Below are 23573 nucleotides of genomic sequence, written 5' to 3'. Positions count from 1 at the left end.
GGCGAAAGGATAGTGGAAACCCGGCCGCGATGCGCGCTTGCGTGTCATTGCTCCGCGTGCGGCAGGCGCCGGAACACGACGCTCAGGTTGTTCGCCGGCATGTCGACGACCTCGATGCAGTCGAGCCCGCGGTCGAGGCCGAGCGCGACGACCGCCTCGAGATCGCGCACGCCCCACGACGGATCGCGGCTGCGCAACTGCTGGTCGAACGCCTCGTTGGATGGCGCCGTGTGCCGGCCTGCGCGGCGATACGGGCCGTACAGGAACAGCACGCCGCCCGGACGCAGCACGCGCGACGCGCCGGCGAACAGCGCGTCGGTGCAGGCCCACGGCGAGATGTGGATCATGTTGATGCAGACGATCGCGTCGAACGCCGCGGCCGGCCACGACGCGTCGCGCACGTCGAATGCCAGCGGCTCGGCCAGGTTCGCGAGGCCGGCATGCGCGACCCACGCGGCGATCGAGCGGCGAGCGTGCGCGTCGGGATCGCTCGGCTGCCAGCGCAGCCCCGGCAGCGCCTGCGCGAAATGGACCGCATGCTGCCCGGTGCCGCTCGCGATCTCGAGCACGTCGCCGGTAGCTGGCAGCACGCGGCGCAACACGTCGAGGATCGGCCCGCGATTGCGCTCGGCCGCCGGCGCCGACAGCCGCGCGGACGGATCGGACGAAGACGTCGGCCCGGTCACGATGCGTGCTCCGGCGCGCTGCCGGCGACGCCCAGCCGCGCGTTCAGCGCGTCGAGCGCGGGCGCGCAACGCGCCTCGACCTTCAGCGTCAGCATCGGATCGGCGCGCGTATGGCCGAGGTTCAGCGCGGCGACGGGCTTGTTCTGCGCCTGGGCCCACACGCAGAACCGGTAGCCGGAATACACCATCAGCGACGAGCCGACGACGAGCAGCGCATCGGCCGCATCGAGCGCCTGCGATGCCAGCGCGACGCGCTCGCGCGGCACGTTCTCGCCGAAGAACACCACCGCCGGCTTCAGCAGCCCGCCGCAGGCCGGGCAGGCAGGAATGCGGAACGTGTCGAGCGCGGCCCATTCGAGATGCGCGTCGCCGTCGGCGGCGGGTTCCGCGTGCGCGCCGAGCAGCTCGGGGTTGTCCGTTTCGAGCACGGCCTGGATCGTCGCGCGCGCGTGATGCGCGCCGCAGTCGAGGCACGTGACGCCGTTGATGCCGCCATGCAGTTCGATCACGTCGCCACTGCCCGCGCGCTGGTGCAGCCCGTCGACGTTCTGCGTGACGAGGCGCTCGATCCGGCCGGTGCCGCCGAGCCGCGCGAGCGCGACATGCGAGCGGTTCGGCTGCGCACGGCCCACCACGGGCCAGCCGATCATGCTGCGCGCCCAGTAGCGGCGGCGCGCAGCGTCGGAACCGAGGAATTCGTGGAGCTGGATCGGCGGCGAGCGCATCCATTGACCATTGCGGTCGCGATAGCCGGGAATGCCGGAATCCGTGCTGATGCCCGCACCGGTCAGCACGAGCAGCCGCGGATGGCGCTCGACGAACGCGTGCAGCGCATCGAGCGCGGCCGGTTCGATGCTGGCGGATGAGGGGTCGGGCAAGGTGATGTCGTTCATGTTGGCGGCGCGTGATCGGGCGCGGTGGCCGGCCGTGCGGCCGGCGCGCCAGCACATGATACAGAACGCCGCGCGATCCGGCCGGCGGTCCGCGCGCGACACCGGCGCCGCAAAAAAAGACGCCCATCGACCACATGGCGATGGGCGCATCAACAATTGATCCATCGGGGTAGTGGATCAACTGACAGCACAATGTCGTCGGATCCGCCGCAGCGCCGCCGGCAGACCTTCCCCAGGACTACACCTTCGAATTCCTGAAATTGCCCTGATGTTTGCGAGGATCGCCGCGCGGCACGGCGCACGGCACACGCACGCATGCTTCGCGTGCGGCGCGCCTGCGTATCGCGCGTCGGCATGACGATCCGGAAGTCATGGTCGCCCATCCGCGCGCACCGGCGGTTCATCCCCGACGGCCGACCGGCACGGGTCGGCCTCGTGCGTCATACCTGCACGTCGTCGTTCGGAACGAACCGGATGGGTCCGGATGAAGCGAAAAGCCGCGCGCTCATGTCGCCGTAATCAACGGCGACGCGAAATCACGGGCAGGTCGGCGATTCATGTTTGCAACATGGCACGTTGCGATTCGGTCTGTTCTCATTCTCTTGTCCCCGTCTTCGATGCGTCCGACCTACTGAAGCGACGGCCGGGCCCCTGCTGCGCCCGGCGATCGCGCTCACGGCGCATACAGACATGCAAGGAGCGCACCATGCTTCGCCGTGCAAGGCCGCGCGGGCGGTGAAACGACCCCGATGCAAATCGCACGGCGACAGACAAGCGTGAACGTTTCGAAAGTGAAACGAGGGGAAACGGCCCGCGCGATCGATCGCACCGGACGCGACGCCGGTGTTGCACGCATGTGACGCGTGCGCCGGCGGCGCGTTTGCGTCGGTTCGATGCCGACGATCCGCTTACAGTCGCGCGACCCTGGCCGCGCATGCATGGTCGAACGCGCTCGTCGAACCTGTGAGCACCACCTGCAACCACGGACAGCACGCTGCTCGCCGCAAGACCGGCCACCACGCGCTGACGTACGTTCATGCCGATTGATTGCCGGATGACCGAAGGTGCCGATCATGCCAATACCGCCGATGCCGCCGCGCGCCGCAAGCGGCGCGCAAACACGTTAGCATTCGGACACGGTGCGGCGCGCGCACCGGCTTCGCCCCGTCTCCAAGGAATGGACATGACCCTGCCCGCCTCCGGCCGCGCCGACGTCGCGCGGCGCGTTTTCTCGGCCGAGCGGCTGTCGATCGGCCTGACGCTGCCGCTGCTGCGCAGCGGCCATACCGTCGCGGATTTCAACGAGCAGCTCGAACTCGCGGCGCTGGCCGATTCGCTCGGCTTTCGCGCACTGTGGGTTCGCGACGTGCCGCTCAACAGCGCCGATTATCCCGACCCGGTCGGGCATCTCGATCCGTGGGTGCTGCTCGGCGCGCTCGCGTCGCGCACGCGCCGGATCGTGCTTGCCAGCGGCGCGATCGTGCTGCCGCTGCGTCATCCGCTGCATATCGCGAAAGGCGCGCTGTCGGTCGCGACGCTGTCCGGCGGGCGCTTCCTCCTCGGCCTCGGCTCCGGCGACCGGCCGCCCGAATATGCGGCGTTCGGCGTCGACGCGCAAACGCGGCGCGACCGGTATCGCCGGCATTGGGACATCGTCGCGGCCGCGCTCGGCGTGCCGTCCCGTGTGCTGCCCGACGAGACGCCACCCGACGCGCCCGAGTTCACACTGCTGCCGCGCGGCGACGACGCGGTGCCGATGCTTGCCGTCGGCTCCGGCGGACAGAGCGTCGACTGGATCGCACGGAACGCGATCGGCTGGATGACCTATCATCGCGACCCGGACACGCAGCGCGCTCGTTATTCGATGTGGCGCGCGGCCGTCGACCGGCTTGCACCGCCGGGCTTTCGCGCGTTCGGCGTATCGATGCGGCTCGATCTCGATGCGAATCGCGATGCACCGCCCACCGCGCTGCCGCTCGGCTATGCGACCGGTCGGAATGCGCTCATCGACATCCTGCGGGACATGCGGGCAGCCGGCACGCACCACGTCACGCTGAATCCCGGCTCGGACCGGCCCGTGCGCGAGGTCATCGAGGAAATCGCCGAGCATGTATTGCCGGTCTTTCACGACGATCGGGGTTGATTCATCAGGAATCCGGAATTCTCCACCCATAGCCCATAGTCGAAGCCACGGTTGGCCACCCATCGAATCACCGGCGAGCACGTTTCGTTCCCGATCCTGCGCCTTCGCTTGCGGCGGGACCGCGTGCCAACACCCGACGACCTGCCCGCATCACGGATCGTGAACGGCCGGCGCGAGACACCGCCACGCGAAAGGAACCGCACGGCAGCGCGCAAACGCCCGCACCGCCTGCCGCATGCCCGATTCGAATATTCGTCGACGGAACTATCCGGTTCCGATGGCAATCATGTTAACTTCCGTCCATCGTCCAGACCGGCGGGCCGCGTTCCGATGCGCGCCCGCACGCCTACCCATGCGATATTTCCTGCTCGGCTGGCTGCTCGCCGCCGTCGTATCGGCCGCCCACGCGGCCGCCCCTGCCCCGGCCGTCGCCTCGGCCGCCTCCGGCGCCGTGCCCGCGCTGACGCCGCAGCAGGCGCAGCAGGCCCTCTCCGTCCTGCAAAACCCGCGCGAGCGCCAGCAGGTCGAAACGACATTGCGCGCGATCGCGGCCGTCGGCGTGCTGAGCACGCCCGCGCTTGCGGCGAGCGCCGCGGCGCCGGCCAGCGCGGCATCGGCTGGCACCGCTCCGGCCGCACTCACGACGAACGGGCTCGCGTCGATGCTCGTGCGGCAGGGATCGCACTGGGCCGGTGAAATCGGCGGCGCGCTGAACGAATCGCTGCGCTCGCTGCTCGACGTCGGCTCGGTCGGCAACTGGTGGCACGAGCGGCTCGTACGCGCCGACCAACGTACCGATCTCACGCGCGCGATCTTGATCATCCTCGCCGTGCTCGTGCCCGCGCTCGCCGTCGAATGGTTCGCGAAGCGGCTGCTGCGGCGCGCGCTGGCCGCGCTGAGCGCGCGCCGCACCGGATCGTCGCACCGGGCCGATGCCGATGCCAACGCCGATTCACCTGAACCCGAACCGCCCGGTCCCGGCGACCGCACTTCGACGCCGGAACCGGCCGCCACCGCTGCCCGCGCCGACGGCACCGGCACGCCCGATACGTCGTCGCAAGGTCGCGGCCATGCGCGGCGCCACACCACGCTGCTGCGCCGGATGCCGCGCGCGCTGGTCAGCCTCGCACTGCGGGTGATACCGCTGCTGGTATTCGTCGGCATCGCAAGCCTGACGATGTCGGTCCTCGACGGCGCCGGCACGCCGACCCAAACGGCACTCGAATCGCTGATCGACATCTACGTGATCTGCCGCCTCGTGACGATCGTCAGCCGGCTGTTCTTCCAGCCCGACGCGCGGCAGCTGCGGCTGCTGCACATCAGCGATGCATGGGCCGCGTTCGCGCAGCGCTCGATCGCGCGGATCGTGATGGTCGTCGGCGCCAGCACGGCCGCGGTCGAGATCGCCGCGAGCTTCGGCCTCAGCGACGCCGGTCACGTCGCGCTGCTGAAGGCGGTCGCGCTCGTCGGCCACTTGATGATCTCGGCGCTGATCCTCCGGTGCCGCCAGCCGGTCGCCGCGCGCATCCGCGCGGCCGGCGAGGATCGGCCGGCCTTCGCGATGGTCGGCAATGCGCTCGCCGACGCGTGGGCGCCCGTGTCCGTGTTCGTCGTGATGGCGCTGTGGTTCGTGTGGGCGCTCGACGTCCACAACGGCTACCGCGTGCTGATCACGCTCGGCGGCCGCTCGATCGCCGTGATGATCGGCATGCGGATCGTGTCGATCGTCGTGTTCGGCGCGCTCGCGCGGGTGTTCCAGCGCCGCGACGACGACCGCACGCTCGTCCACCTGCACGCGTACCGCTACTACCCGCTGGTGCGCCAGGTCGTGTCGGCGGCGATCGCCGTCGTGACCGTCGTGCTGCTGCTGCAGACCTGGGGCGTGCCGATCTTCCACGCGTTCGCGACCGGCACGATCGGCCATCGGCTCGCGTCGGCGCTGATCACGATCGCGATTGCAGCCGTCGTCGCGCTGATCGTCTGGGAAGCCGCGAACATCGCGATCGAGCGCCGCCTGCAGCAGTGGACACGCGAAGGCAACCTCGTGCGCGCGACGCGCTTGCGCACGCTGCTGCCGATGCTGCGTTCGCTGCTGTTCATCATGATCGCGCTCGTCGTCGTGCTGACCGGCCTCAGCGAAATCGGCGTGAACATCGGTCCGCTGCTCGCCGGCGCCAGCATCTTCGGCGTCGCGCTCGGCTTCGGCTCGCAGAAGCTCGTGCAGGACTTCATCACCGGGATCTTCCTGCTGATGGAGAACGCGATGCAGGTGGGCGACTGGGTCACGCTCGCCGGCGTATCCGGCACGGTCGAATACCTGTCGATCCGCACCGTGCGGCTGCGCGCGGGCGACGGATCGCTGTACACGATCCCGTTCAGCTCGGTGACGACCGTCAACAATACGAATCGCGGGCTCGGCAACGCGGCCGTCAAGGTCAGCATCGCCTACGGTCAGGACATCGATCGCGCGATCGCGACGCTGAAGGAGATCGGCGCCGCGTTGCGCGACGATCCGGATTACAAGGACGGCATCCTGTCGGACTTCAGCTACTGGGGCATCGACCAGGTCGACGGCGCGGCGATCGCGCTGGCAGGACAGATCCAGTGCAAGGACTCGGCGCGCTGGGGCGTGCAGCGCGAATTCAATCGGCGCATCGCGGTGCTGTTCCGCGAACGCGGAATCCGGATCGCGAATCCGCAGCGCAGCCTCGTCGCGTATGACGAAGGTTTGCGTCCCGTCGCGCCCGAGAACGATGAGAACGGCGACCACGCCGCCGGCACGCCGGACGCCGGACCGCCGCCGCCCGTTGCGCCGGCGCGCAAGCCGGACTGATCGTACGGATGCCGCTGGCGCGACCACCGCCGGTCGCGCCGTGCGCGCGCCATCGAACGACGGATAGCAGCGCTCAACGCGCGGCGGTTTTCTTCGCGCGCCGAACGCACTTCGCTGCGTTCGCCGGCGCGGCCGGCGTCGCGCCGGCATCCCGCTCGCCGCCGCGCACGCTGCCGGCCAGATCGTCGCCGACGATCTTTCGGTGCGCGCGGCTTACCGCGACGGTTGCCCGAGCGCCATGTCGCAATTCATCGAGGACTTCAATGCCATGACCGTTCGCCTCAAGCACGCGACTACCTTCGAAACGACCTCGCCCGCCGATGCGGACCGCATCGTGCGCGCGCCGCTTGCGGAACTCGAAGCGCGGCTCGACGAGATCAAGACACTTGCGTCGGCAAGCGGCGACGCGCCGGACGAACGCCTGCTGCACTGTATCGACGGCCTGTTCCGGCTCGTCGACGACCTGCAGGCCGTCGAGCGGCACGACACGCCGAAGCTCGAGCTTCGGCGACGGGAGCGCCGTTGAAGTTTCCGTGCGGATGGCAGACCGGATTGCGTTACGCATTCGCCGGCGAGCGCGCTGCGCGACGCATGACCGGCTCAGCCGGTGTCTACGGCTCGAATGTTTCCTCCACAACCATTCGCTCATTACGAATCGAATCGTCAATTATCCGGCACGCCGATGCGTCATTACATCCGAAAGCGTCTTTGAAAATTACAAAATACCCCGCAATTTTTCAAAATCATTTCAGCTTATTCAATTTAATTTTGTTTCATATAATCAGAAAAAGTTTGACACCGAACTTTCGTTCTTGATACCGTCCGATTCAAGCAATCTGACGAATTGTCCACCACGCAATCGATTCCGCTCGACGCATTGCGCTTGCGCCACACCGACGTTCTCGCCGCCGACCGCCTCTTCTTCCGTTGGCGCATGCAACATCCCGATGCAATTGATTGGGCAGCTGCCGTCCGGCAGCGGGCCGAAGGATCGAACCGAATGAGCAGGACACCGAAACTGTTGCTCTAGTCATCCCGCCTGCATCAAACCCGCTGGCGCGGCCGCCCTGCTTCGCGGCGCAGCGCCTCCATTGCCGAGCATTCCAGCATTTCGCCCCCGGAGGATCACCACCCTTGCGGACCGGGCGAAAGGCCCCGTCGCGTCCGCGCCATCCGCGCGAGCGCGGCGGATATCGGCGGCGCACGATCCGCGCCGCTGTCGACCGTCGTTGTTCGTGCCGTTCGATGTTCAACCGGAGGGGTAATTCAACATGAATCAGGTTGCAGACAAGAAACAAAAGCACATCCGCATCGTCAAGCTCGCCTTCGCCGCCGCGGCAGCCGCTTCGTTCGGCATGGCGAGCGTCCATGCCGCACCGGCCGCCGGCTGGACGGAAACGCGCACCAAGGGCTTCCTGCCGCTCGTCCAGCAAGGTGAAAGCAGCAGTACCGCCGGCGCGCCGGCGGCCAGCACCGCCGCCGCTGCCGCGGCAGCCACCGAGATGGCGCCCGGCGAATCGGTCGACATCGTGCTCGGGCTGAACCTGCGCAACGAAGCGCAACTCGACCAGTACCTGCACGACCTGCATACGCCCGGCTCGCCGCACTACAAGCAGTTCCTCACGCCGGCGCAGTTCGCCGCGCAGTACGCGCCGACCGACCAGCAGGTCGCCTCCGTCGTCGCGCACCTGCGCCAGGCCGGCTTCGTCAACATCGTGGTTGCGCCGAACCGCCTGCTCGTGTCCGCCTCCGGCACCGCGGCAACGATCAAGTCGGCGTTCCGCACGACGCTCAAGCGCTTCACGCGCAACGGCCGCAGCGTCTACGCGAACACCGATGCCGCGCAGGTGCCGAACGCGATCGGCGGCATCGTCGGCGCGGTGCTGGGCCTGCAGAACGTCGAGCTCATGCACACCGGCGCGGGCAGCAAGCCGCAAGGCAACACCAGCAACCTGGCGATCCCCGCCGGCGCATCCGCGGTGCCGCACAACCCGACGGAATTCTCGTCGCTCTACGGCGGCGACGGCACGCCGACGGCCTCGCAGACCACGGTCGGCATCATCGCCGAAGGCGACCTGTCGCAGACCGTCAGCGACCTCAACACGTTCGCCGCGAACAACGGCCTCGGCACGATCAGCAGCAGCGTCGTGCCGACGGGTCCGTCAGGCAGTTCGTACACCGATACATCCGGCACCGTCGAATGGAACCTCGACAGCCAGTCGATCGTCGGCGCCGCCGGCGGCAGCGTGAAGCAGGTCGTGTTCTACGTGGCACCGTCGATGACGCTCACGGCGATCACCGCCGCGTACAACAAGGCGGTGAGCGACAACGTCGCGAAAGTCATCAACGTGTCGCTCGGCGTGTGCGAATCGTCCTCGTACAGCACCGGCTCGCAAGCGACCGACGACACGATCTTCAAGCAGGCCGTCGCGCAGGGGCAGACCTTCTCCGTGTCGGCCGGCGACCACGGTGCGTACGAATGCGCGAGCGGCACGCCGTCGCGCTCGACCTACACCGTGAGCGAGCCCGCGACGTCGCCGTACGTAATCGCGGTGGGCGGCACGACGCTGTTCACCAATACGTCGACCAATGCGTACAACAGCGAAATCGTCTGGAACGATCCGAGCTGGCAGCCGGGCACCGTGTGGTCGACAGGCGGCGGCTACAGCAAGTACGAAGCCGCGCCGGCGTGGCAATCGTCGAGCCTCACCGGGTCGACCAAGCGCGCGCTGCCGGACGTCGGCTTCGACGCCGACCTGCGCACCGGCGCGATCCTCGTGGTGAACGGCCAGACGTCCGACACGCTGTGGGGCTCGGGCTACCTGAACAACGAAGGCGGCACGAGCCTCGCCGCGCCGATCTTCACCGGCATCTGGGCGCGGCTGCAATCGGCGAACAACAACGCGCTCGGGTTCCCGGCGTCGAGCATCTACAAGTACTTCCCGAGCAATGCGGCGCTGCTGCACGACGTGACGTCCGGCAACAACGGCAGCGGCACGTACGGCTACAAGGCGAAGGCCGGCTGGGATGCGACGACGGGCTTCGGCAGCGTGAACATCTCGAAGCTGAACGCGTTCATCCAGGGCACGGCGGATTTCGCGCGCTGATCGTGCGATGAGCGGTGCGGTTCCGGGTGCGGGTCATTTCGCGCGCCCGGAACCGTGTCGGCGACAGTGCACGCGGCGCGTCCCGATCGACGACGACCGTCGGCACGCGTCGCCCGCGGCTGTCGCGCGCAGGCGAAATCACAGCTGCGATTCGATCGGAAACAAGCCGAGAAACCACACTTCCATGCGCCGCGCCGCCGACACTTCCGGTTCGTGATCGAGTTCGGTCACCTTCCCGTCCGCGTCGGTCTGAATCCACTTGAGGCGCCCCTTCCCGCCCGGATCGGTCCTCGCTTCGACGCGCCACGCGATTCGATCGAGCCGCGGCTCCAGGTCCGTCGCGACTTCGGATGCAATCGCCGGGCTCTCGCAGTAAACGCCGATCTCGGTATTGAGGTTCAGCGAGCGCGGGTCGAGATTCATCGACCCGATGAAGATGCTCTTGCGATCGAACACATACGTCTTCGCATGCAGCGATGCGCGCGACGAGCCGATGATGACCTGCTTCGAGATGCTCTTGTCGCCGGACGGGCGTCGCTCGTAAAGCCGCACGCCGGCTTCGACGAGATCGCGCCGATAGCGCCGGTAGCCGGCATGCACGGCCGCGACGTCGGTCGATGCGAGCGAGTTGGTCAGGATCGTCACTCGGACGCCGCGCGCCGTGAGCGCACGCAGCCGTTCGACCATCTCCTTGCCCGGCACGAAGTACGGCGACACGATCAGCAGCTCCTGCTCGGGCCGCAGCGCGAGTGCGCGCAGTTGCGGCATCAGGTGCCCGTCACTGTCCTTCGGCGAGCGTGCGATCTTCGCCGGATCGTCGTACAGGACCGTCGCGCGCCCCCACGACAGCTCGGTCCCCTGCCCGTGCACGATCTGGTCGAGCCTTTGCCGCGCCTCGAGCACGTACGGATTGTCCTCCATCGCGCGCAGGTAATCGCGCAGCCGTTCGCGCTCCCGGTCGAGGCCGCCGGGCGCCGCGTCGTGCCCGACCAGCGCATCGACCGGATATGCATACGGCGAATTCCAGAACGTATCGAATTCGGTCGAGATGTCGTTCACGACCGGGCCGTGCACGACCACGTCGAGATCGCCGAACTCCAGCATCGACGACGCGCCGAAGTACTCGTCGCCGATATTGCGGCCGCCGACGATCGCCGCCTGGTTGTCCGCGATCATCGCCTTGTTGTGCATGCGCCGGTTGACCCGCGAGAACTCGAGCACCGTGCCGATCTTCTTGAAGTGGCGCGTGGCGACCGGATTGAAGAGCCGGATCTCGATGTTCGGATGCGAGCTGATCTCGAGCAGCTTGCGGTCGTCCGCGTTCGTCCCGAGATCGTCGAGCAGCGCGCGCACGCGGACCCCGCGATCGGCCGCGCGGATGATCGCATCCGCGAGCTCGTGTCCGGTCAGGTCGTCGTGCCAGATGTAGTACTGAAGGTCCAGCGAGCGGTCCGCGCGATCGGCGAGCAGCACGCGCGCGTCGAGCGCATCGACCGGGTCGCGCAGCAGATGAAACGCATCCTGCCCAGGATGGGTGGCGGCCTGCTGGCGGAACGCCGCGCCGAGGCGCGTGTTTTCGGTATCGGAGAACGCATGCGTCGGCGCACGATCAGCCTGCGGCGGCAGGCTGGCGCACGCGGCAAGCATCAGCAACGAGAGAATCGCACTCCACGAACGCAACATGATCATGATGGCCACCCCACGGTCGGGCGAAGTCTGTTTGTGTTTGTTCTGGCTGCCGGACGGGGCGCGGCGCGGATCCCCGGTCCGCACGCTGGACGAATCCCGAGCGCGCGCGCCGGTCGCGCCACAGCATACTTCGATTGACATCGGGACGGCACGCGCTCCGTGTTTCCCGGTGGCGGCGATACGACATGCGACGCGGACGTGAACACGTTCGACACGTTCGCCACGTTCAGGCGGCGCGCAAAAGAAAAACCCGCGAGGCCTTGCGGCGTCGCGGGTTTCGAGATTTTGCCGAAGGCAAACGAGTCGCCAGAAAGCAGGCAAAAAAACGGCATGCCACGCATGCCGTTTCGGGGATCGCACCGTGCGCCGCGAGGCTCGATACCTCTGTCCGGCGCTCGGTGCGAACAGCAACGCGTGTTAGTTCGGCAGCGCGTAAGCGATCACGTAATCGCCGAGCTTCGTGCCGAAGGAGCCGTGGCCGCCTGCGGCGATCACGACGTACTGCTTGCCGTTGATCGAGTAGCTCATCGGCGTGGCCTGGCCGCCTGCCGGCAGGCGGGCTTCCCAGAGTTGCTTGCCGTCGTTCACGTCGAACGCGCGGATGTAGTTGTCCGCCGTTGCGCCGATGAACGCCACACCACCGGCCGTGATCATCGGGCCGCCCAGCATCGGCATCCCCATCTTGAACGGCAGCGGGATCGGCGAGCTGTCACGCACCGTGCCGATACGCTTCTTCCAGACGATCTCGTTGGTCTTCAGATCGATACCGGCGATGTAGCCCCATGCCGGTTGCTTGCAGGGCAGGCCAAGCGGCGAGAGGAACGGGTTCAGCGTCACGCCAAACGGCACGCCGTACTGCGGCTGGATACCCGATTCCGTACCGCTCCCCTTGGCACCCGATGCCGGTTCGATCGGGTTGCCCGGACCGCGTGGGATCAGACGCGACACGAACGGCAGCGCAATCGGGTTGGCGATGGCGATCTGACGATCGGTGTCGAGCGCAATGCCGCCCCACTCGAACATGCCCAGGTTGCCCGGGAACACCAGCGTGCCTTGCAGCGACGGCGGCGTGAAGGTGCCTTCATACCGCAGCTTGTGGAACATCACGCGGCAGACCAACTGGTCGTACATCGTCGCGCCCCACATGTCCTTGTCCGTGAGCAGGTTCTTCGGACGGAACGTGAGTTCGGAGAACGGCTGCGTCGGCGAGGTACGGTCGCCAGGCGCGGCGCCTTGCGGCACCGGCAGTTCCGGAGCCGGCACGACGGTTTCGCCGGTGCGGCGGTCGAGCACGAACAGGTTGCCGGTCTTGGCCGGCCCGTACACGACCGGCACGGTCTTGCCGTCCTTGGTCGTGATGTCGGCGAGCGTCGGCTGCGACGGCATGTCCATGTCCCACAGATCATGGTGAGCGGTCTGGTAGAACCAGGCCAGCTTGCCCGTCGACGCGTGCAGCGCGAGCAGGCCGCTTGCATATCGCTCCATCTCCGGCGTACGGTCGCCGCCCCAAATGTCCGGCGTACGCACGCCCATCGGCAGATAGACGATATCGAGCTTCGCGTCGTAGGCGGCGGGCGCCCATGAGTTCGGCGAGTTCCAGGTGTAGTGCTCGTCCGGGCCCGGGATATGGTTCGGGTCACTCGCGCCCGGATCGAACGCCCACACGAGCTGGCCCGTGCGCACGTCGTAACCACGGATCACACCCGACGGTTCCCGGTTCGAGAAGTTGTCTTCCACCGCGCCCGCTACGACGATCACCTTGCTGGTGACGACCGGCGGCGAAGTGGGCTCGTACATACCCGGCGTGGTGACCGGCATGGCATGCTGGAGATCGAGGTCGCCATTGCTGCCGAAGCCCGCGCAGCGCTCGCCTGTCAGTGCGTCGAGCGCGTACAGGTGGCCGTCGTTGACGGGCAGGTAGATACGGCGCGAGCACGCCCCCGTGGCCGATACGGCTGCGTCGCTTGCCGGTGCGGCGGCCTGCGGCGCCGAAGCAGCAGCGTCGCTAGCGGGAGCAGCCGTTGCCGATACATCGGCACTCGCCGTCAGATCGACATACGACACGCCGCGGCAAGTCACGTGCTGGAACGACGGATCGGTCTTGAGCTTCGGATCGAAGGTCCACTTGAGCGCGCCGCTCTGCGCGTCGAGCGCGAAGAGCTTCTGGTGCGGCGAGCACAGGTAGAGCAGATTGCCGATCTTGATAGGCGTGACTTCGTCGGTGATTTCACCCGGATCGTTCGGGCCTTTCATGTCGTTCGTGCGGAACGTCCAGGCCACCTGCAGGTTCTTCACGTTGTCCCGCGTGATCTGCTGCAGCGGCGCGTAGCGCGTGCCTTCCTGACTGCGGCCGTACGCGGGCCAGTCCGAGGCGTCGATGCCGTTGGCGTTCGCGGCGAGCGAACCGACAGACGAAGCCATCGTGCCATTGACCGTCTGCGGATCGTTGAAGCAGGCGTACACGAGCACGCCCGCCCAGATCACCAGCGCGCCGACGAGCGACTGCACGCCGAACTTGCGTGGCGCGTCGAGACGCCAGCTCACGAGCAGCAGCAACCACACACCGAACACGACGAGCACCCCCGAGCGCGGCGCGAGCGCCCAGAAGTCGGGACCCGACTCCCACAGCGACCAGATGGCAGTGCCCCCGAGCACGAGCGCGTAGAGCACGAGCGCAGTGGGACTACGGCGATACAGCAGCCACGTCACTGCCAGCAGCACGACGCCGGTCACGACGTAATACGCCGAGCCACCGAGCGAGAGCAGGTACGCGCCGCCTATCAGCAGAAAGAGCGATGTAAGCACGATAAACAGGAGCGTTACGACGCCGATGAACCCGGGCGATGATGATTCGCTTGATCTGGTCATGATGATCTCAACCTTCTTTTGAGGACGGCGCCAGCATCGCTTGTCACGCGATGCCTGTGGCGAGGCTCGCCCGCGCGAACACCGGCGAGTCGTCCAGCCACTGCGCTGTGCCCGCAGTGGCCGGCTGTGCGGAAAACGCTCCGCGAAACGGCCTGTTGCTTTAGAAGACGTGCATCATCCCGACGTACGCGCCGGTTTGCCCTTCGTCCATGTTCGGACGGGTCGGCGAGCTGGAAGCTGGAATCGCGAGCCGTCGCAAACACCGGGAATTTACCGTTCTTGCTGTTGTCCACGTGTGCGACCGTGCCGTACAAGAAGGCGCGCTTGCTCGGATTATAGGTGGTAGCGAGTGCGTCGAGCTCGCCTGCGTATGCCGATGGTCGGCTTCGATGCGCACCGGTCTGTCGTCGAATACGCAGACAAGCGATCGCTCGCCGCGAAATCTTCGGGAAGGCAGTTTAGGGATGGGGAACACGAACGGTCCCTACCCGTTCGGGTAGTCCGGAGCCATGGATTGCCCGGATCCGACGCGTTGAAGCCCAGAAACGAAAAAGCCGGCCCACCGGGCCGGCTTTTCGCGTCCAATCGCGGTCGGTTGCACCGCGTGGAAACTCTCGAACAAAGCGAATCTGGTGGGCCCCCCGGGAGTCGAACCCGGCACCAACGAATTATGAGTTCGCTGCTCTAACCAAGCATGAGCTAGGGGCCCAGACGGGAAGCAACCTGTGCTACACGCCACCCCGGCAACGAAGCCGGGCCGGCATTGTAACAACAAAGCCGCTAAAGAGGACAAACGCCACCGGCATCACGCGGATACCGGCGGCGTTCGCAAGTGAGACGCTGGAAATCAGTTCCCTTCGAGGAACGACTTCAGCTTGTCGGAACGGCTCGGGTGACGCAGCTTGCGCAGCGCCTTGGCCTCGATCTGACGGATCCGCTCGCGGGTAACGTCGAACTGCTTGCCGACTTCCTCGAGCGTGTGATCGGTGCTCATCTCGATACCGAAGCGCATCCGCAGAACCTTCGCCTCACGCGGCGTCAGCGAATCGAGCACATCCTTCACGACGTCGCGCATGCTGGCATGCAGCGCGGCATCCGCCGGCGCGACCGTGTTGTTGTCCTCGATGAAGTCGCCGAGATGGGAATCGTCGTCGTCACCGATCGGCGTTTCCATCGAGATCGGCTCCTTCGCGATCTTCATGATCTTGCGGATCTTGTCTTCCGGCATCTCCATCTTCTCGGCGAGCGTTGCCGGATCCGGCTCGAGACCGGTTTCCTGCAGGATCTGCCGCGAGATGCGGTTCATCTTGTTGATCGTTTCGATCATGTGAACCGGAATACGGATCGTGCGCGCCTGGTCCGCGATCGAACGCGTAATGGCCTGGCGGATCCACCACGTCGCATAGGTCGAGAACTTGTAGCCGCGACGGTATTCGAACTTGTCCACCGCCTTCATCAGGCCGATGTTGCCTTCCTGGATCAGGTCGAGGAACTGCAGGCCGCGGTTCGTATACTTCTTCGCGATCGAGATCACGAGACGCAGGTTCGCCTCGGTCATTTCACGCTTCGCCTGACGCGCCTTCAGTTCGCCGGCCGCCATCTGGCGGTTGGTTTCCTTCAGGTCCTTCAGCGGCAGCACGACGCGCGCCTGCAGGTCGATCAGACGCTGCTGCTGCTCGCGGATCGCCGGAACGTTACGCGACAGGACCGCGCTGTACGCATGGCCTTCGGCCGCGATCTTCTCGGCCCAGTCGAGATCCGTCTCGCTGCCGGGGAAGCGCGCGATGAATTCCGAACGCGGCATGCCGCACTTGTCGACGACGATGTGCAGGATCTGACGCTCGACCTGACGCACTTCGTCCACTTGCGCACGCAGCGTGTCGCACAGACGCTCGACGGTACGCGCGGTGAAGCGGATCGTCATCAGTTCGGTCTGAATCGTTTCCTGCGCCTTCAGGTAGGACTTCGACTTGTAGCCTTCCTTCTCGAACGCGCGGCGCATCTTGTCGAACCACTCGCTGATCTGCGAGAACTTGTCGAGCGAGGCACGCTTGAGGGCTTCGAGCTGGGCGGCATTGGCCGACGCCTGAGCGGCACCGTCGTCTTCCTCCTCTTCCTCTTCTTCCTCTTCCTCTTCGGCTTCCTCGTCCTCGTTCTCGATCGCTTCCGCTTCCTTCGCGGAGAAACCGTCCGTATCGGCGGAGTCCGAAGCATTCGGATCGAGCAGGCCGTCGACGAGCTCGTCGACGCGGATCTCTTCGTTCGCGACGCGCTCGGCCATCGCGAGGATGTCGGCGATCGTCGTCGGGCACGCGGAAATCGCCATCACCATGTGGCGCAGGCCGTCCTCGATCCGCTTCGCGATCTCGATTTCGCCTTCGCGCGTGAGCAGCTCGACCGTGCCCATCTCGCGCATGTACATCCGGACCGGATCGGTCGTGCGGCCGAATTCCGAATCGACGGTCGACAGCGCGACTTCCGCTTCTTCCTCGACTTCATCGTCCGACGACGCGGCCGGCGCGTTGTCGTTCAGGAGCAGCGTTTCCGCGTCCGGAGCCTGCTCGTAAACCGCCACGCCCATGTCGTTGAACGTGCCGATGATGCCTTCGAGGGCTTCGGTCTCGGTGAAGTTGTCCGGCAGATGGTCGTTGATTTCGGCATACGTGAGGAAGCCGCGCTCCTTGCCGAGCTTGATCAGCGCGCGCAGTTTCACGCGGCGCTCTTCGAGCTCCTCGGCCGTGCCGGGCGTGCTCGTCGCGAACGCTTCCTTCAGCAGCGCCTTTTCCTTGGCGCGACGATCGCGCACCTTGGATTTGCCCGGGGCAGCCGCGGCTGCGGGCTGCTCGTCGCTCTGATTTGCGTCGTCATCGACGGATACTTCGTTCAGCTTTTTGGTCATGGAGTTCGCCGTACCGGCTATATCGACTCGCGGCTGCTGGACGACAGCCGGTTGAACCGTAGGTGCATGAGTAGTACGTACTGCCGTTTCGTCCGCGGCGGCAGTCGTGTCCCTTGCGCTTTTCGCACTTGCCCGCTTCGCCGCCGGCTGGGCCGGCCCGGAGTCGGGTCTGGCGGCAGCCCGTGTTCTGGCTGCCGGCGCCGGCGCAGCCTGAGCAGTGCCGGCCGCGGTTTTCTTTCCCGCAGAGGCTGACGTGGCTGAAGACGTTGTCCTGGTGGAAGAAGCAGACTTGGCCGCTGTGACCTTGGTGGTCGGCTCCGTCGAGCCCTTGCCTGCTGCTTTCTTTCCGCCTGTCGTCTTTGCCATCGCGAATCTCGCCTCTGCTTAGAAAACAAACCGCTGGAAACCTTATATTATAGCACGCTGGGGCGCCCTCTCTCAGCGCCCCGGCCGCCTACAGCCCGAGCCGACGTTTCATATCGGTTCGCTGCTGGTTCAATTCCGTCAATTCGGCCAGTTCCTCGGGTGTGAAGGTCGATTGCCGCGCCAGCCGATCGAGCCGGTCGCAGCAGGCGTCATAGCGCATCTTGAGCACCGCGGCCTGCAGTTCCTCCCCCGCGATCCGTTCCTGTTCACGCTGCCGCTCGGGCACCGTCTCGTCTTCCGGATTCTGTAACAGCAAATCGCGGACGTTTTCATCATAGTCCAGAATTTCGCGGAAGATTTCCTCGTAAGTCGCGCCGTTCGAGGAGGTCCGCAGGACATCGGACAGCAGCCGGAACTCCGCGCCGTCACCCAGCGCACGCGCATGCTCGACGACTTCGGCGAACAGCTCGCCGATCCGCGGCAGCGCGCGCAGGGTCGCAAGCTGTTCGTCGTCGAGCTGCGACGCGATCCGCGGATGCATCACGAGCGTGCGCAACGCGCGCTTTTCGCTGTCCGTCACGCGCCGCCGCTCGCTGCGCGCGGGCGCCTGGCGCGGCGGCGCCGCGATGCGCGCATCGACGTCCGACAATCCCGCGACTTCCTCGAACGGGATATCGAGACGGTCGGCGAACATGTGCATGATCTGCGCGCGCAACGCGTTCGCCGGCAGCGCCTGCAACAGCGGCTTCGCGTCGAACAGCGCCTTCGCGCGACCTTCCGGCTGATCGAGCGCCTTGCCCGCAATTGCTTCGTTCAACAGAAATTGCGACAGCGGCATCGCGCGCTCGACCTGCTCGGAGAACGCGTCCGCACCGAATTCGCGTACATAGCTGTCCGGATCGTGCTCGGCCGGCAGGAAAAGGAATCGGATCGTCCGGTTGTCCGCCGCATGCGGCAGGCACGCTTCGAGCGCGCGGCGCGCCGCGCGCCGGCCGGCCGAGTCGCCGTCGAAGCTGAAAATGACCGTGTCAGTCTGGCGCAGCAACTTCTGTACGTGGATCGGCGTGCATGCCGTGCCGAGCGTCGCGACCGCGTTCGGGAAGCCGAGCTGGGCGAGCGCGACGACGTCCATGTAGCCTTCGACGACCAGCACATACTTGCGCTCGCGGATCGCGAGGCGCGCCTCGAACAGCCCGTACAGTTCGCTGCCCTTGTTGAACAGCGGCGTTTCCGGCGAATTCAGGTACTTCGGCTCGCCGCTGCCGAGCACGCGTCCGCCGAACCCGATCACCTGCCCCTTCACGTTGCGGATCGGGAACATGATCCGCTCGCGGAACCGGTCGTAGCGTCGCGCCACACCCTGCGCGTCGGTTTTCTCGCTGACGATCACGAGCCCCGATTCGACGAGCGAGTCGTCGCGATAGTCCGGGAACGCCGTTTCGAGGTTCTGCCAGCCGTCCGGCGCATAGCCGAGCCCGAAGCGCGCGGCGATCTCGCCGGTCAGGCCCCGGTTCTTCAGGTACTGGATCGCGACGGTCGCGCCACGCAGTTGCTTGCGGTAGTAGTCGCACGCGGCGGACATCACGTCGGACAGCGCGGTCGCGACCGATTTCGACACGGGCGCCGGATAGTCGCCGCCGCCTCCACCGCCGCCGCCGCCGCGCATCGACGGCTCGTGCGGCACGGTCAGCCCGACCGACTGCGCGAGCTCCTGCACGGCTTCCGGGAACGTGAGCCCCGCATGCTCCATCAGGAAGCCGATCGCCGTGCCGTGCGCGCCGCAGCCGAAGCAGTGATAGAACTGCTTGGTCGGGCTGACGGTAAACGACGGGCTCTTCTCGTTATGGAACGGGCACAACCCCATGAAGTTGGCGCCGCCCTTCTTGAGCTGCACGTACCGGCCCACCACGTCGACGATATCGACGCGGTTCAGCAAATCCTGCAGGAACGAATGCGGAATCACCGTGGGATCGAGCGAAAAAAAGACAATACGACGCCCCGGCGCACGCGCATGCGACGCGCCGGGAAGCGGGTTTTACTTCGACAGCGCGGCCTTGACCTGCGCGGAAACGGCCGTCATGTCGGCGCGGCCGGCGAGCTTGCCCTTCAGCACGCCCATCACCTTGCCCATGTCCTGCGGGCCAGCTGCGCCGGTTGCCGCGACCGCGGCCTGGACTTCGGCGGCCACTTCGGCGTCCGACAGCTGCGCGGGCATGTAGGCGCCCAGCACCGTCAGTTCGGCCTGCTCCTTCGCGACGAGATCGTCGCGGCCGGCGGCCTCGAACTGGCTGATCGAGTCCTTGCGCTGCTTGATCATCTTGTCGATCACCGCGGTGATGCCCGCGTCGTCGAGGGTCACCCGATCATCGACCTCGCGCTGCTTGATCGCGGCCATCAGCAGGCGAATCGTCGCCAGACGCTCGCTTTCCTTCGCGCGCATCGCGGCCTTCATGTCTTCGCTGATCTGCTCTTTCAAACTCATCTTGCACCCGGGATGGAAACGTGACTTCGACGCCCGCGAACGGGCGTCAACACAAAAACCCGCTTGGGACTAAGTCTCAAGCGGGTTGCTCGAATCCGGCATCGGCGACTCGCGGCCCCGGAACGAGGCCGATCGTGCGGAGGTCGCCGGTGCGCCGCTCAGCGAACCGCGCGGCGCTCAATCGTTCAGTACAGCTTCTTCGGCAGCGTCTGGCTGCGAATCCGCTTGTAATGACGCTTCACCGCAGCAGCCTTCTTGCGCTTGCGCTCGGCGGTCGGCTTTTCGTAGAACTCCCGCGCACGAAGCTCGGTCAGCAGACCGTTCTTCTCGATCGTGCGCTTGAAGCGACGCATGGCGACTTCGAACGGCTCGTTTTCTTTAACGCGAATGATCGTCATGATCCGACACGAATAAAGGTTTGCAGGGAAGACTTACGAGTATAGCAGAGGGTCGTGCAAAGACATAAGGGCCGGGGTCCCGTCAACGGCAGGGCGCGCAGCCGTGTCAGGCGCCGCGCGAGAACTCCGCCGCAGCCTGCCCGGCCGCCGTGCCGGACGCCCATGCCCACTGGAAGTTGTAACCGCCGAGCCAGCCCGTCACGTCCACCGCCTCGCCGATGAAGAACAGCCCCGGCACCCGCGCGCTCATCATCGTCGCCGACGACAGTTCGCGCGTATCGACGCCTCCTTTCGTCACCTCGGCCTTCTTGTAGCCCTCGGTGCCGTTCGGTGTCAGCGTCCAGCCGGACAGCGCGTCGCCGATCTGGCGCAGCGTCTTGTCGGGCAGGTCCGCGAGCCGCGCGTCGGCCGCGACGCGGTGCGTGTCGAGCCAGACGTGGGCGAGGCGAGACGGCACCCAGTCCGCGAGCAGCGAGCCGATCTGCCGCTTCGACGTGCGCTTCGCGTCGAGCAGGTCGGCCACCGCGTCGCGCTGCGGCAGCAGGTCGATACGGATCGGGTCGCCCGACTGCCAGTAGCTGGAGATCTGGAGGATGCCCGGGCCCGACAGGCCGCGATGGGTCAGCAGCAGGTCCTCGACGAATTCGCCGCCGCGCTTCTTGTCGCCGGTCGACACGCGCACTTCGAGCGACACGCCGGACAGCGCCGCGAACGGCTCCCAGTCCTGCGACGCAAAGGTGAGCGGCACGAGCGCGGGCCGCGTATCGACGAGCTTGTGGCCGAACTGCTTCGCGAGCCGGTAGCCGAAGTCGGTGGCACCGATCTTCGGGATCGACAGGCCGCCGGTGGCGACGATCAGCGCGCGTGCGCGGATCGGCCCCGCCTGCTGCGTGTCGAGCGTGAAGCCGTCGGACGGCGCGTGGCGCACCGCGTCGACCACCACCGGCCGGCGCCAGGCGATGCCGCCCGCGTCGCATTCATGCTTCAGCACGTCGATGACCGCGTCGCTGCCGTGATCGCAAAAGAGCTGCCCCTTGTGCTTTTCGTGCCAGGTCACGTGGTGACGCTTGAGCAGCCCGAGGAAGTCGCGCGGCGTGTAGCGCGCAAGCGCCGAGCGCGCGAAATGCGGATTCGACGACAGGTAGTTGTCGGGACCCGCATGGAGGTTCGTGAAGTTGCAGCGGCCGCCGCCCGAGATGCGGATTTTCTCGGCGAGCCGCGGCGCATGGTCGATCAGCACCACGCGGCGGCCGAGTTGCCCGGCGACCGCGGCGCTCATCATCCCGGCGGCCCCCGCGCCGATCACGGCGATGTCGTAAGTTTCCATGGCGCGGTTTGTTCAGGAACTTTGCATAGGCTAGGAATTATGCATATTTATCAGCCACTTAGAGGTAGGCGACTGATGAATATCTTGAGGAAGGGCGAATGATACATGCGACGGCGGAGAACGCAACGCTTGGATGGTGGCGCAGCCCCGATTCGCAGGTGGCGCTCGCAACCGTGAATCGACGGCCCCATCCTTGCTGGTCGGCAGGAGAACCTGAATGCGGCTGAGCTCATCCACCAGCGACTTCCTCGTCAGCAGCCGGGCCCGATCCCGGGTTCCCGATCCTGCCTTGGGACAACATGGACGGTTGCCGTCCAGAGACACTCTCGGATTCGGTTCGGACGATGCGCTTGTTCTCTTTCCATTGACCGCACGGTGTTTGATTGTTTTTAGTGGAAGTCAAGGTCGCATTGGAACTGGCTCCGCACGGCCTGGGCAGGTTGAGCGAGTCAATGAGGTCACTTGTGAAGCTGCGAGGCGCTTACGAACATTCACTTGCCCCTGCAGATCGACCGCCCCAATCGATGAATGAGGTGACATTTGGCCAAACCGACGCTTATGGATTTCGGCTGCCCGATCAAGTCTCGGCGCGGCTCGCTCCTGAGTTGGCTGCTGAGGTCATCCTGGCGATCACGGTCCCACGTCGATGCGGCCATAGAGACCATCCGCTTCGTCGTTCGCGCCGGCCGCGAAGAACAGCGTATTAGTGGGCTGACTGTTGAGCCCATTCCCGAATGCGATGCCCCACAGTCCAGGCTCGACGATTGCGCTGCCGTCAGCGTGCTCAAGGGTCCCGAGCATGGTCCCGGAAGTCGCATCGAACGCGTGGATCATGCCATCGCCAAAGTTGCCGATCAGGACGGCGTTGCTGAAGCGTCCAAAATTCGCGGGAGCCAGTGCCATACCCCACGGCGCATTCAGTGACCCACCGGTAGCGAAGCGCTGCAGGAATTGTCCCGACGGACTGAACACATCTATCACGCCGAAGCCTGCGCCCTTGACGTCATCATGTGCTGCCGCATCCTGCTTCGCGTAGGCGACGAACAGTTTCGAGCCGAGCGCCTGGATGCCGAATGGCGCGAATCCCGCAGGTAAAGCGGGATCCTGAAACGCGCCGACTGGCGTGACTTTGGCGAAGGTCCGGTCGAACACGTCGATCCGGTTGTTGTGGAAGTCCGTCGCGTACAGGAAATTCGCCCCGTTGTTACTGGCAATCGCGAGTCCCTTGTAGACGGCGGCGCCGCCGCTGTCGAACACGGTGATTGCCGACGTCGGGTTGACCGCGGGCGACCATGCGGTCATGGTCCCGCCCTCGCCAACGAAAATGAACGCTGCAGGCCCCGATTTGGCGCCCTGGGTCACCATGAAGTCATTCGTGCCATTGAACACGATCCCGGTCGGATCGGGGTCGCCGCTCGTGCCCGGCGGGATCGTCACGACGAGCGATTGCGGCACGCCGTTGCCATCGTAGAGCGTCGCGTGCTGCGTGCCGTTATCCGCGACCCAGACGAAGCCCTTGGGATTGAAGGCAATGCCCCATGGATTCTTCAGGTTGGCATCCACGTGCGCAGCCGGAACAGCGCCGTCGGAGACCAACGCACTGACCGCGTACTGTCTCTCGTGAGACGAACCGCCGCCACACGCCACGACGCTCGCCAGCACGACAGCCGACAACGCAGCACCGAACGCCGCATGGATCTGTTTCATGATGGAACTCCGAACGTGGAAGAGCAGCTAGTAAACGAATCGGCAACCTCGTTTATTCCGCCCGTCTCGCCCGCGCATCATGAATTTTCGAAGCATGGTCATCGAAGCGGGCGAACTCGCTCCGATCGATGTCGATCCATAGTTGTCGGCGGAAGCCGAACGCCGATGCACGTAA

The 23573-nt window shown here is 66.0% G+C and carries 15 protein-coding genes and 1 tRNA gene; 4 read left to right on the top strand and 12 right to left on the bottom strand.

Features of this window, described 5'->3' with window-relative positions:
- Window positions 1–44: 44 nt before the first annotated feature.
- Both U4012_RS16420 and U4012_RS16415 read right to left on the bottom strand, forming a co-directional pair.
- Window positions 45–686 carry a DUF938 domain-containing protein gene (locus U4012_RS16420; RefSeq protein ID WP_124570558.1) on the bottom strand — a complete coding sequence of 214 codons (642 nt, stop codon included), beginning with the start codon at window positions 684–686 and terminating at the stop codon, window positions 45–47.
- The gene (locus U4012_RS16415) at window positions 683–1579 is read right to left on the bottom strand and encodes an NAD-dependent protein deacetylase (protein WP_321799954.1); all 897 of its coding nucleotides are present in this window, start codon (window positions 1577–1579) and stop codon (window positions 683–685) included. The genes U4012_RS16420 and U4012_RS16415 overlap by 4 nt, the downstream gene beginning before the upstream one ends.
- A 1183-nt stretch (window positions 1580–2762) precedes the next feature.
- Between U4012_RS16415 and U4012_RS16410 the strand changes: the two genes are divergently transcribed.
- Window positions 2763–3722, top strand: a complete 960-nt coding sequence (locus tag U4012_RS16410; protein ID WP_321799952.1) for an LLM class oxidoreductase — start codon at window positions 2763–2765, stop codon at window positions 3720–3722.
- A gap of 352 nt (window positions 3723–4074) precedes the next feature.
- Complete coding sequence (locus U4012_RS16405) at window positions 4075–6555, top strand: mechanosensitive ion channel domain-containing protein (protein WP_321799950.1); 2481 nt, start codon at window positions 4075–4077, stop codon at window positions 6553–6555.
- A gap of 73 nt (window positions 6556–6628) precedes the next feature.
- On the opposite strand, the gene U4012_RS16400 is transcribed toward U4012_RS16405, so the two are convergent.
- Window positions 6629–6844: a hypothetical protein gene (locus U4012_RS16400; RefSeq protein ID WP_321799948.1), complete on the bottom strand. Its 216-nt coding sequence runs from the start codon at window positions 6842–6844 to the stop codon at window positions 6629–6631.
- On the opposite strand from U4012_RS16400, the gene U4012_RS16395 reads away from it, so the two are divergent.
- Window positions 6824–7081 carry a hypothetical protein gene (locus tag U4012_RS16395; RefSeq protein ID WP_321799946.1) on the top strand — a complete coding sequence of 86 codons (258 nt, stop codon included), beginning with the start codon at window positions 6824–6826 and terminating at the stop codon, window positions 7079–7081. The two genes, U4012_RS16400 and U4012_RS16395, sit on opposite strands and share 21 nt — an antisense overlap.
- A 745-nt stretch (window positions 7082–7826) precedes the next feature.
- The gene (locus U4012_RS16390; protein WP_321799944.1) at window positions 7827–9662 is read left to right on the top strand and encodes a S53 family peptidase; all 1836 of its coding nucleotides are present in this window, start codon (window positions 7827–7829) and stop codon (window positions 9660–9662) included.
- Between the two features lie 138 nt (window positions 9663–9800).
- Here U4012_RS16390 and U4012_RS16385 read toward each other — a convergent pair whose 3' ends face one another.
- The 9 genes from U4012_RS16385 to U4012_RS16345 form a co-directional block, all read right to left on the bottom strand.
- Window positions 9801–11351 (bottom strand): phospholipase D family protein, encoded by a 1551-nt coding sequence (locus tag U4012_RS16385; protein WP_321799942.1) that lies wholly within the window; start codon window positions 11349–11351, stop codon window positions 9801–9803.
- Between the two features lie 417 nt (window positions 11352–11768).
- Window positions 11769–14219, bottom strand: coding sequence for a glucose/quinate/shikimate family membrane-bound PQQ-dependent dehydrogenase (locus U4012_RS16380; RefSeq protein WP_321799940.1), 2451 nt, complete (start codon window positions 14217–14219; stop codon window positions 11769–11771).
- 630 nt (window positions 14220–14849) lie between these two features.
- A tRNA-Ile gene (locus tag U4012_RS16375) sits at window positions 14850–14928 on the bottom strand.
- Window positions 14929–15066: 138 nt separating this feature from the next.
- Window positions 15067–17484, bottom strand: coding sequence for an RNA polymerase sigma factor RpoD (gene rpoD, locus U4012_RS16370; protein ID WP_321799938.1), 2418 nt, complete (start codon window positions 17482–17484; stop codon window positions 15067–15069).
- An 88-nt stretch (window positions 17485–17572) separates the two neighbouring features.
- Window positions 17573–19447 (bottom strand): DNA primase, encoded by a 1875-nt coding sequence (dnaG, locus tag U4012_RS16365; RefSeq protein WP_124646444.1) that lies wholly within the window; start codon window positions 19445–19447, stop codon window positions 17573–17575.
- Between the two features lie 72 nt (window positions 19448–19519).
- Window positions 19520–19966 carry a GatB/YqeY domain-containing protein gene (locus U4012_RS16360; RefSeq protein WP_059524656.1) on the bottom strand — a complete coding sequence of 149 codons (447 nt, stop codon included), beginning with the start codon at window positions 19964–19966 and terminating at the stop codon, window positions 19520–19522.
- 185 nt (window positions 19967–20151) lie between these two features.
- The gene (gene rpsU / locus U4012_RS16355) at window positions 20152–20364 is read right to left on the bottom strand and encodes a 30S ribosomal protein S21 (RefSeq protein WP_006479415.1); all 213 of its coding nucleotides are present in this window, start codon (window positions 20362–20364) and stop codon (window positions 20152–20154) included.
- A gap of 106 nt (window positions 20365–20470) precedes the next feature.
- Window positions 20471–21691, bottom strand: a complete 1221-nt coding sequence (locus U4012_RS16350) for an NAD(P)/FAD-dependent oxidoreductase (RefSeq protein ID WP_124521304.1) — start codon at window positions 21689–21691, stop codon at window positions 20471–20473.
- 630 nt (window positions 21692–22321) lie between these two features.
- A complete protein-coding gene (locus tag U4012_RS16345; RefSeq protein WP_321799931.1) occupies window positions 22322–23398 on the bottom strand; it encodes a TIGR03118 family protein in 1077 nt (358 codons plus the stop codon).
- Window positions 23399–23573: the final 175 nt, after the last annotated feature.

This window comes from Burkholderia sp. BCC1988 (assembly GCF_905339895.1).
Lineage (GTDB): Bacteria > Pseudomonadota > Gammaproteobacteria > Burkholderiales > Burkholderiaceae > Burkholderia.
The sequence above is the reverse complement of the archived record's forward strand: the minus strand, read 5'-3'. Positions and strand labels throughout refer to the sequence as shown.

What these genes read in the sequence shown, in the direction of transcription:
- U4012_RS16415 (WP_321799954.1), bottom strand. Translation starts at nt 1,579, where the DNA reads ATGAACGACATCACCTTGCCCGACCCCTCATCCGCCAGCATCGAACCG.
- U4012_RS16410 (WP_321799952.1), top strand. Translation starts at nt 2,763, where the DNA reads ATGACCCTGCCCGCCTCCGGCCGCGCCGACGTCGCGCGGCGCGTTTTC.
- U4012_RS16405 (WP_321799950.1), top strand. Translation starts at nt 4,075, where the DNA reads ATGCGATATTTCCTGCTCGGCTGGCTGCTCGCCGCCGTCGTATCGGCC.
- U4012_RS16395 (WP_321799946.1), top strand. Translation starts at nt 6,824, where the DNA reads ATGACCGTTCGCCTCAAGCACGCGACTACCTTCGAAACGACCTCGCCC.
- U4012_RS16390 (WP_321799944.1), top strand. Translation starts at nt 7,827, where the DNA reads ATGAATCAGGTTGCAGACAAGAAACAAAAGCACATCCGCATCGTCAAG.
- U4012_RS16385 (WP_321799942.1), bottom strand. Translation starts at nt 11,351, where the DNA reads ATGATCATGTTGCGTTCGTGGAGTGCGATTCTCTCGTTGCTGATGCTT.
- U4012_RS16380 (WP_321799940.1), bottom strand. Translation starts at nt 14,219, where the DNA reads ATGACCAGATCAAGCGAATCATCATCGCCCGGGTTCATCGGCGTCGTA.
- rpoD (WP_321799938.1), bottom strand. Translation starts at nt 17,484, where the DNA reads ATGGCAAAGACGACAGGCGGAAAGAAAGCAGCAGGCAAGGGCTCGACG.
- U4012_RS16360 (WP_059524656.1), bottom strand. Translation starts at nt 19,966, where the DNA reads ATGAGTTTGAAAGAGCAGATCAGCGAAGACATGAAGGCCGCGATGCGC.
- rpsU (WP_006479415.1), bottom strand. Translation starts at nt 20,364, where the DNA reads ATGACGATCATTCGCGTTAAAGAAAACGAGCCGTTCGAAGTCGCCATG.
- U4012_RS16350 (WP_124521304.1), bottom strand. Translation starts at nt 21,691, where the DNA reads ATGGAAACTTACGACATCGCCGTGATCGGCGCGGGGGCCGCCGGGATG.
- U4012_RS16345 (WP_321799931.1), bottom strand. Translation starts at nt 23,398, where the DNA reads ATGAAACAGATCCATGCGGCGTTCGGTGCTGCGTTGTCGGCTGTCGTG.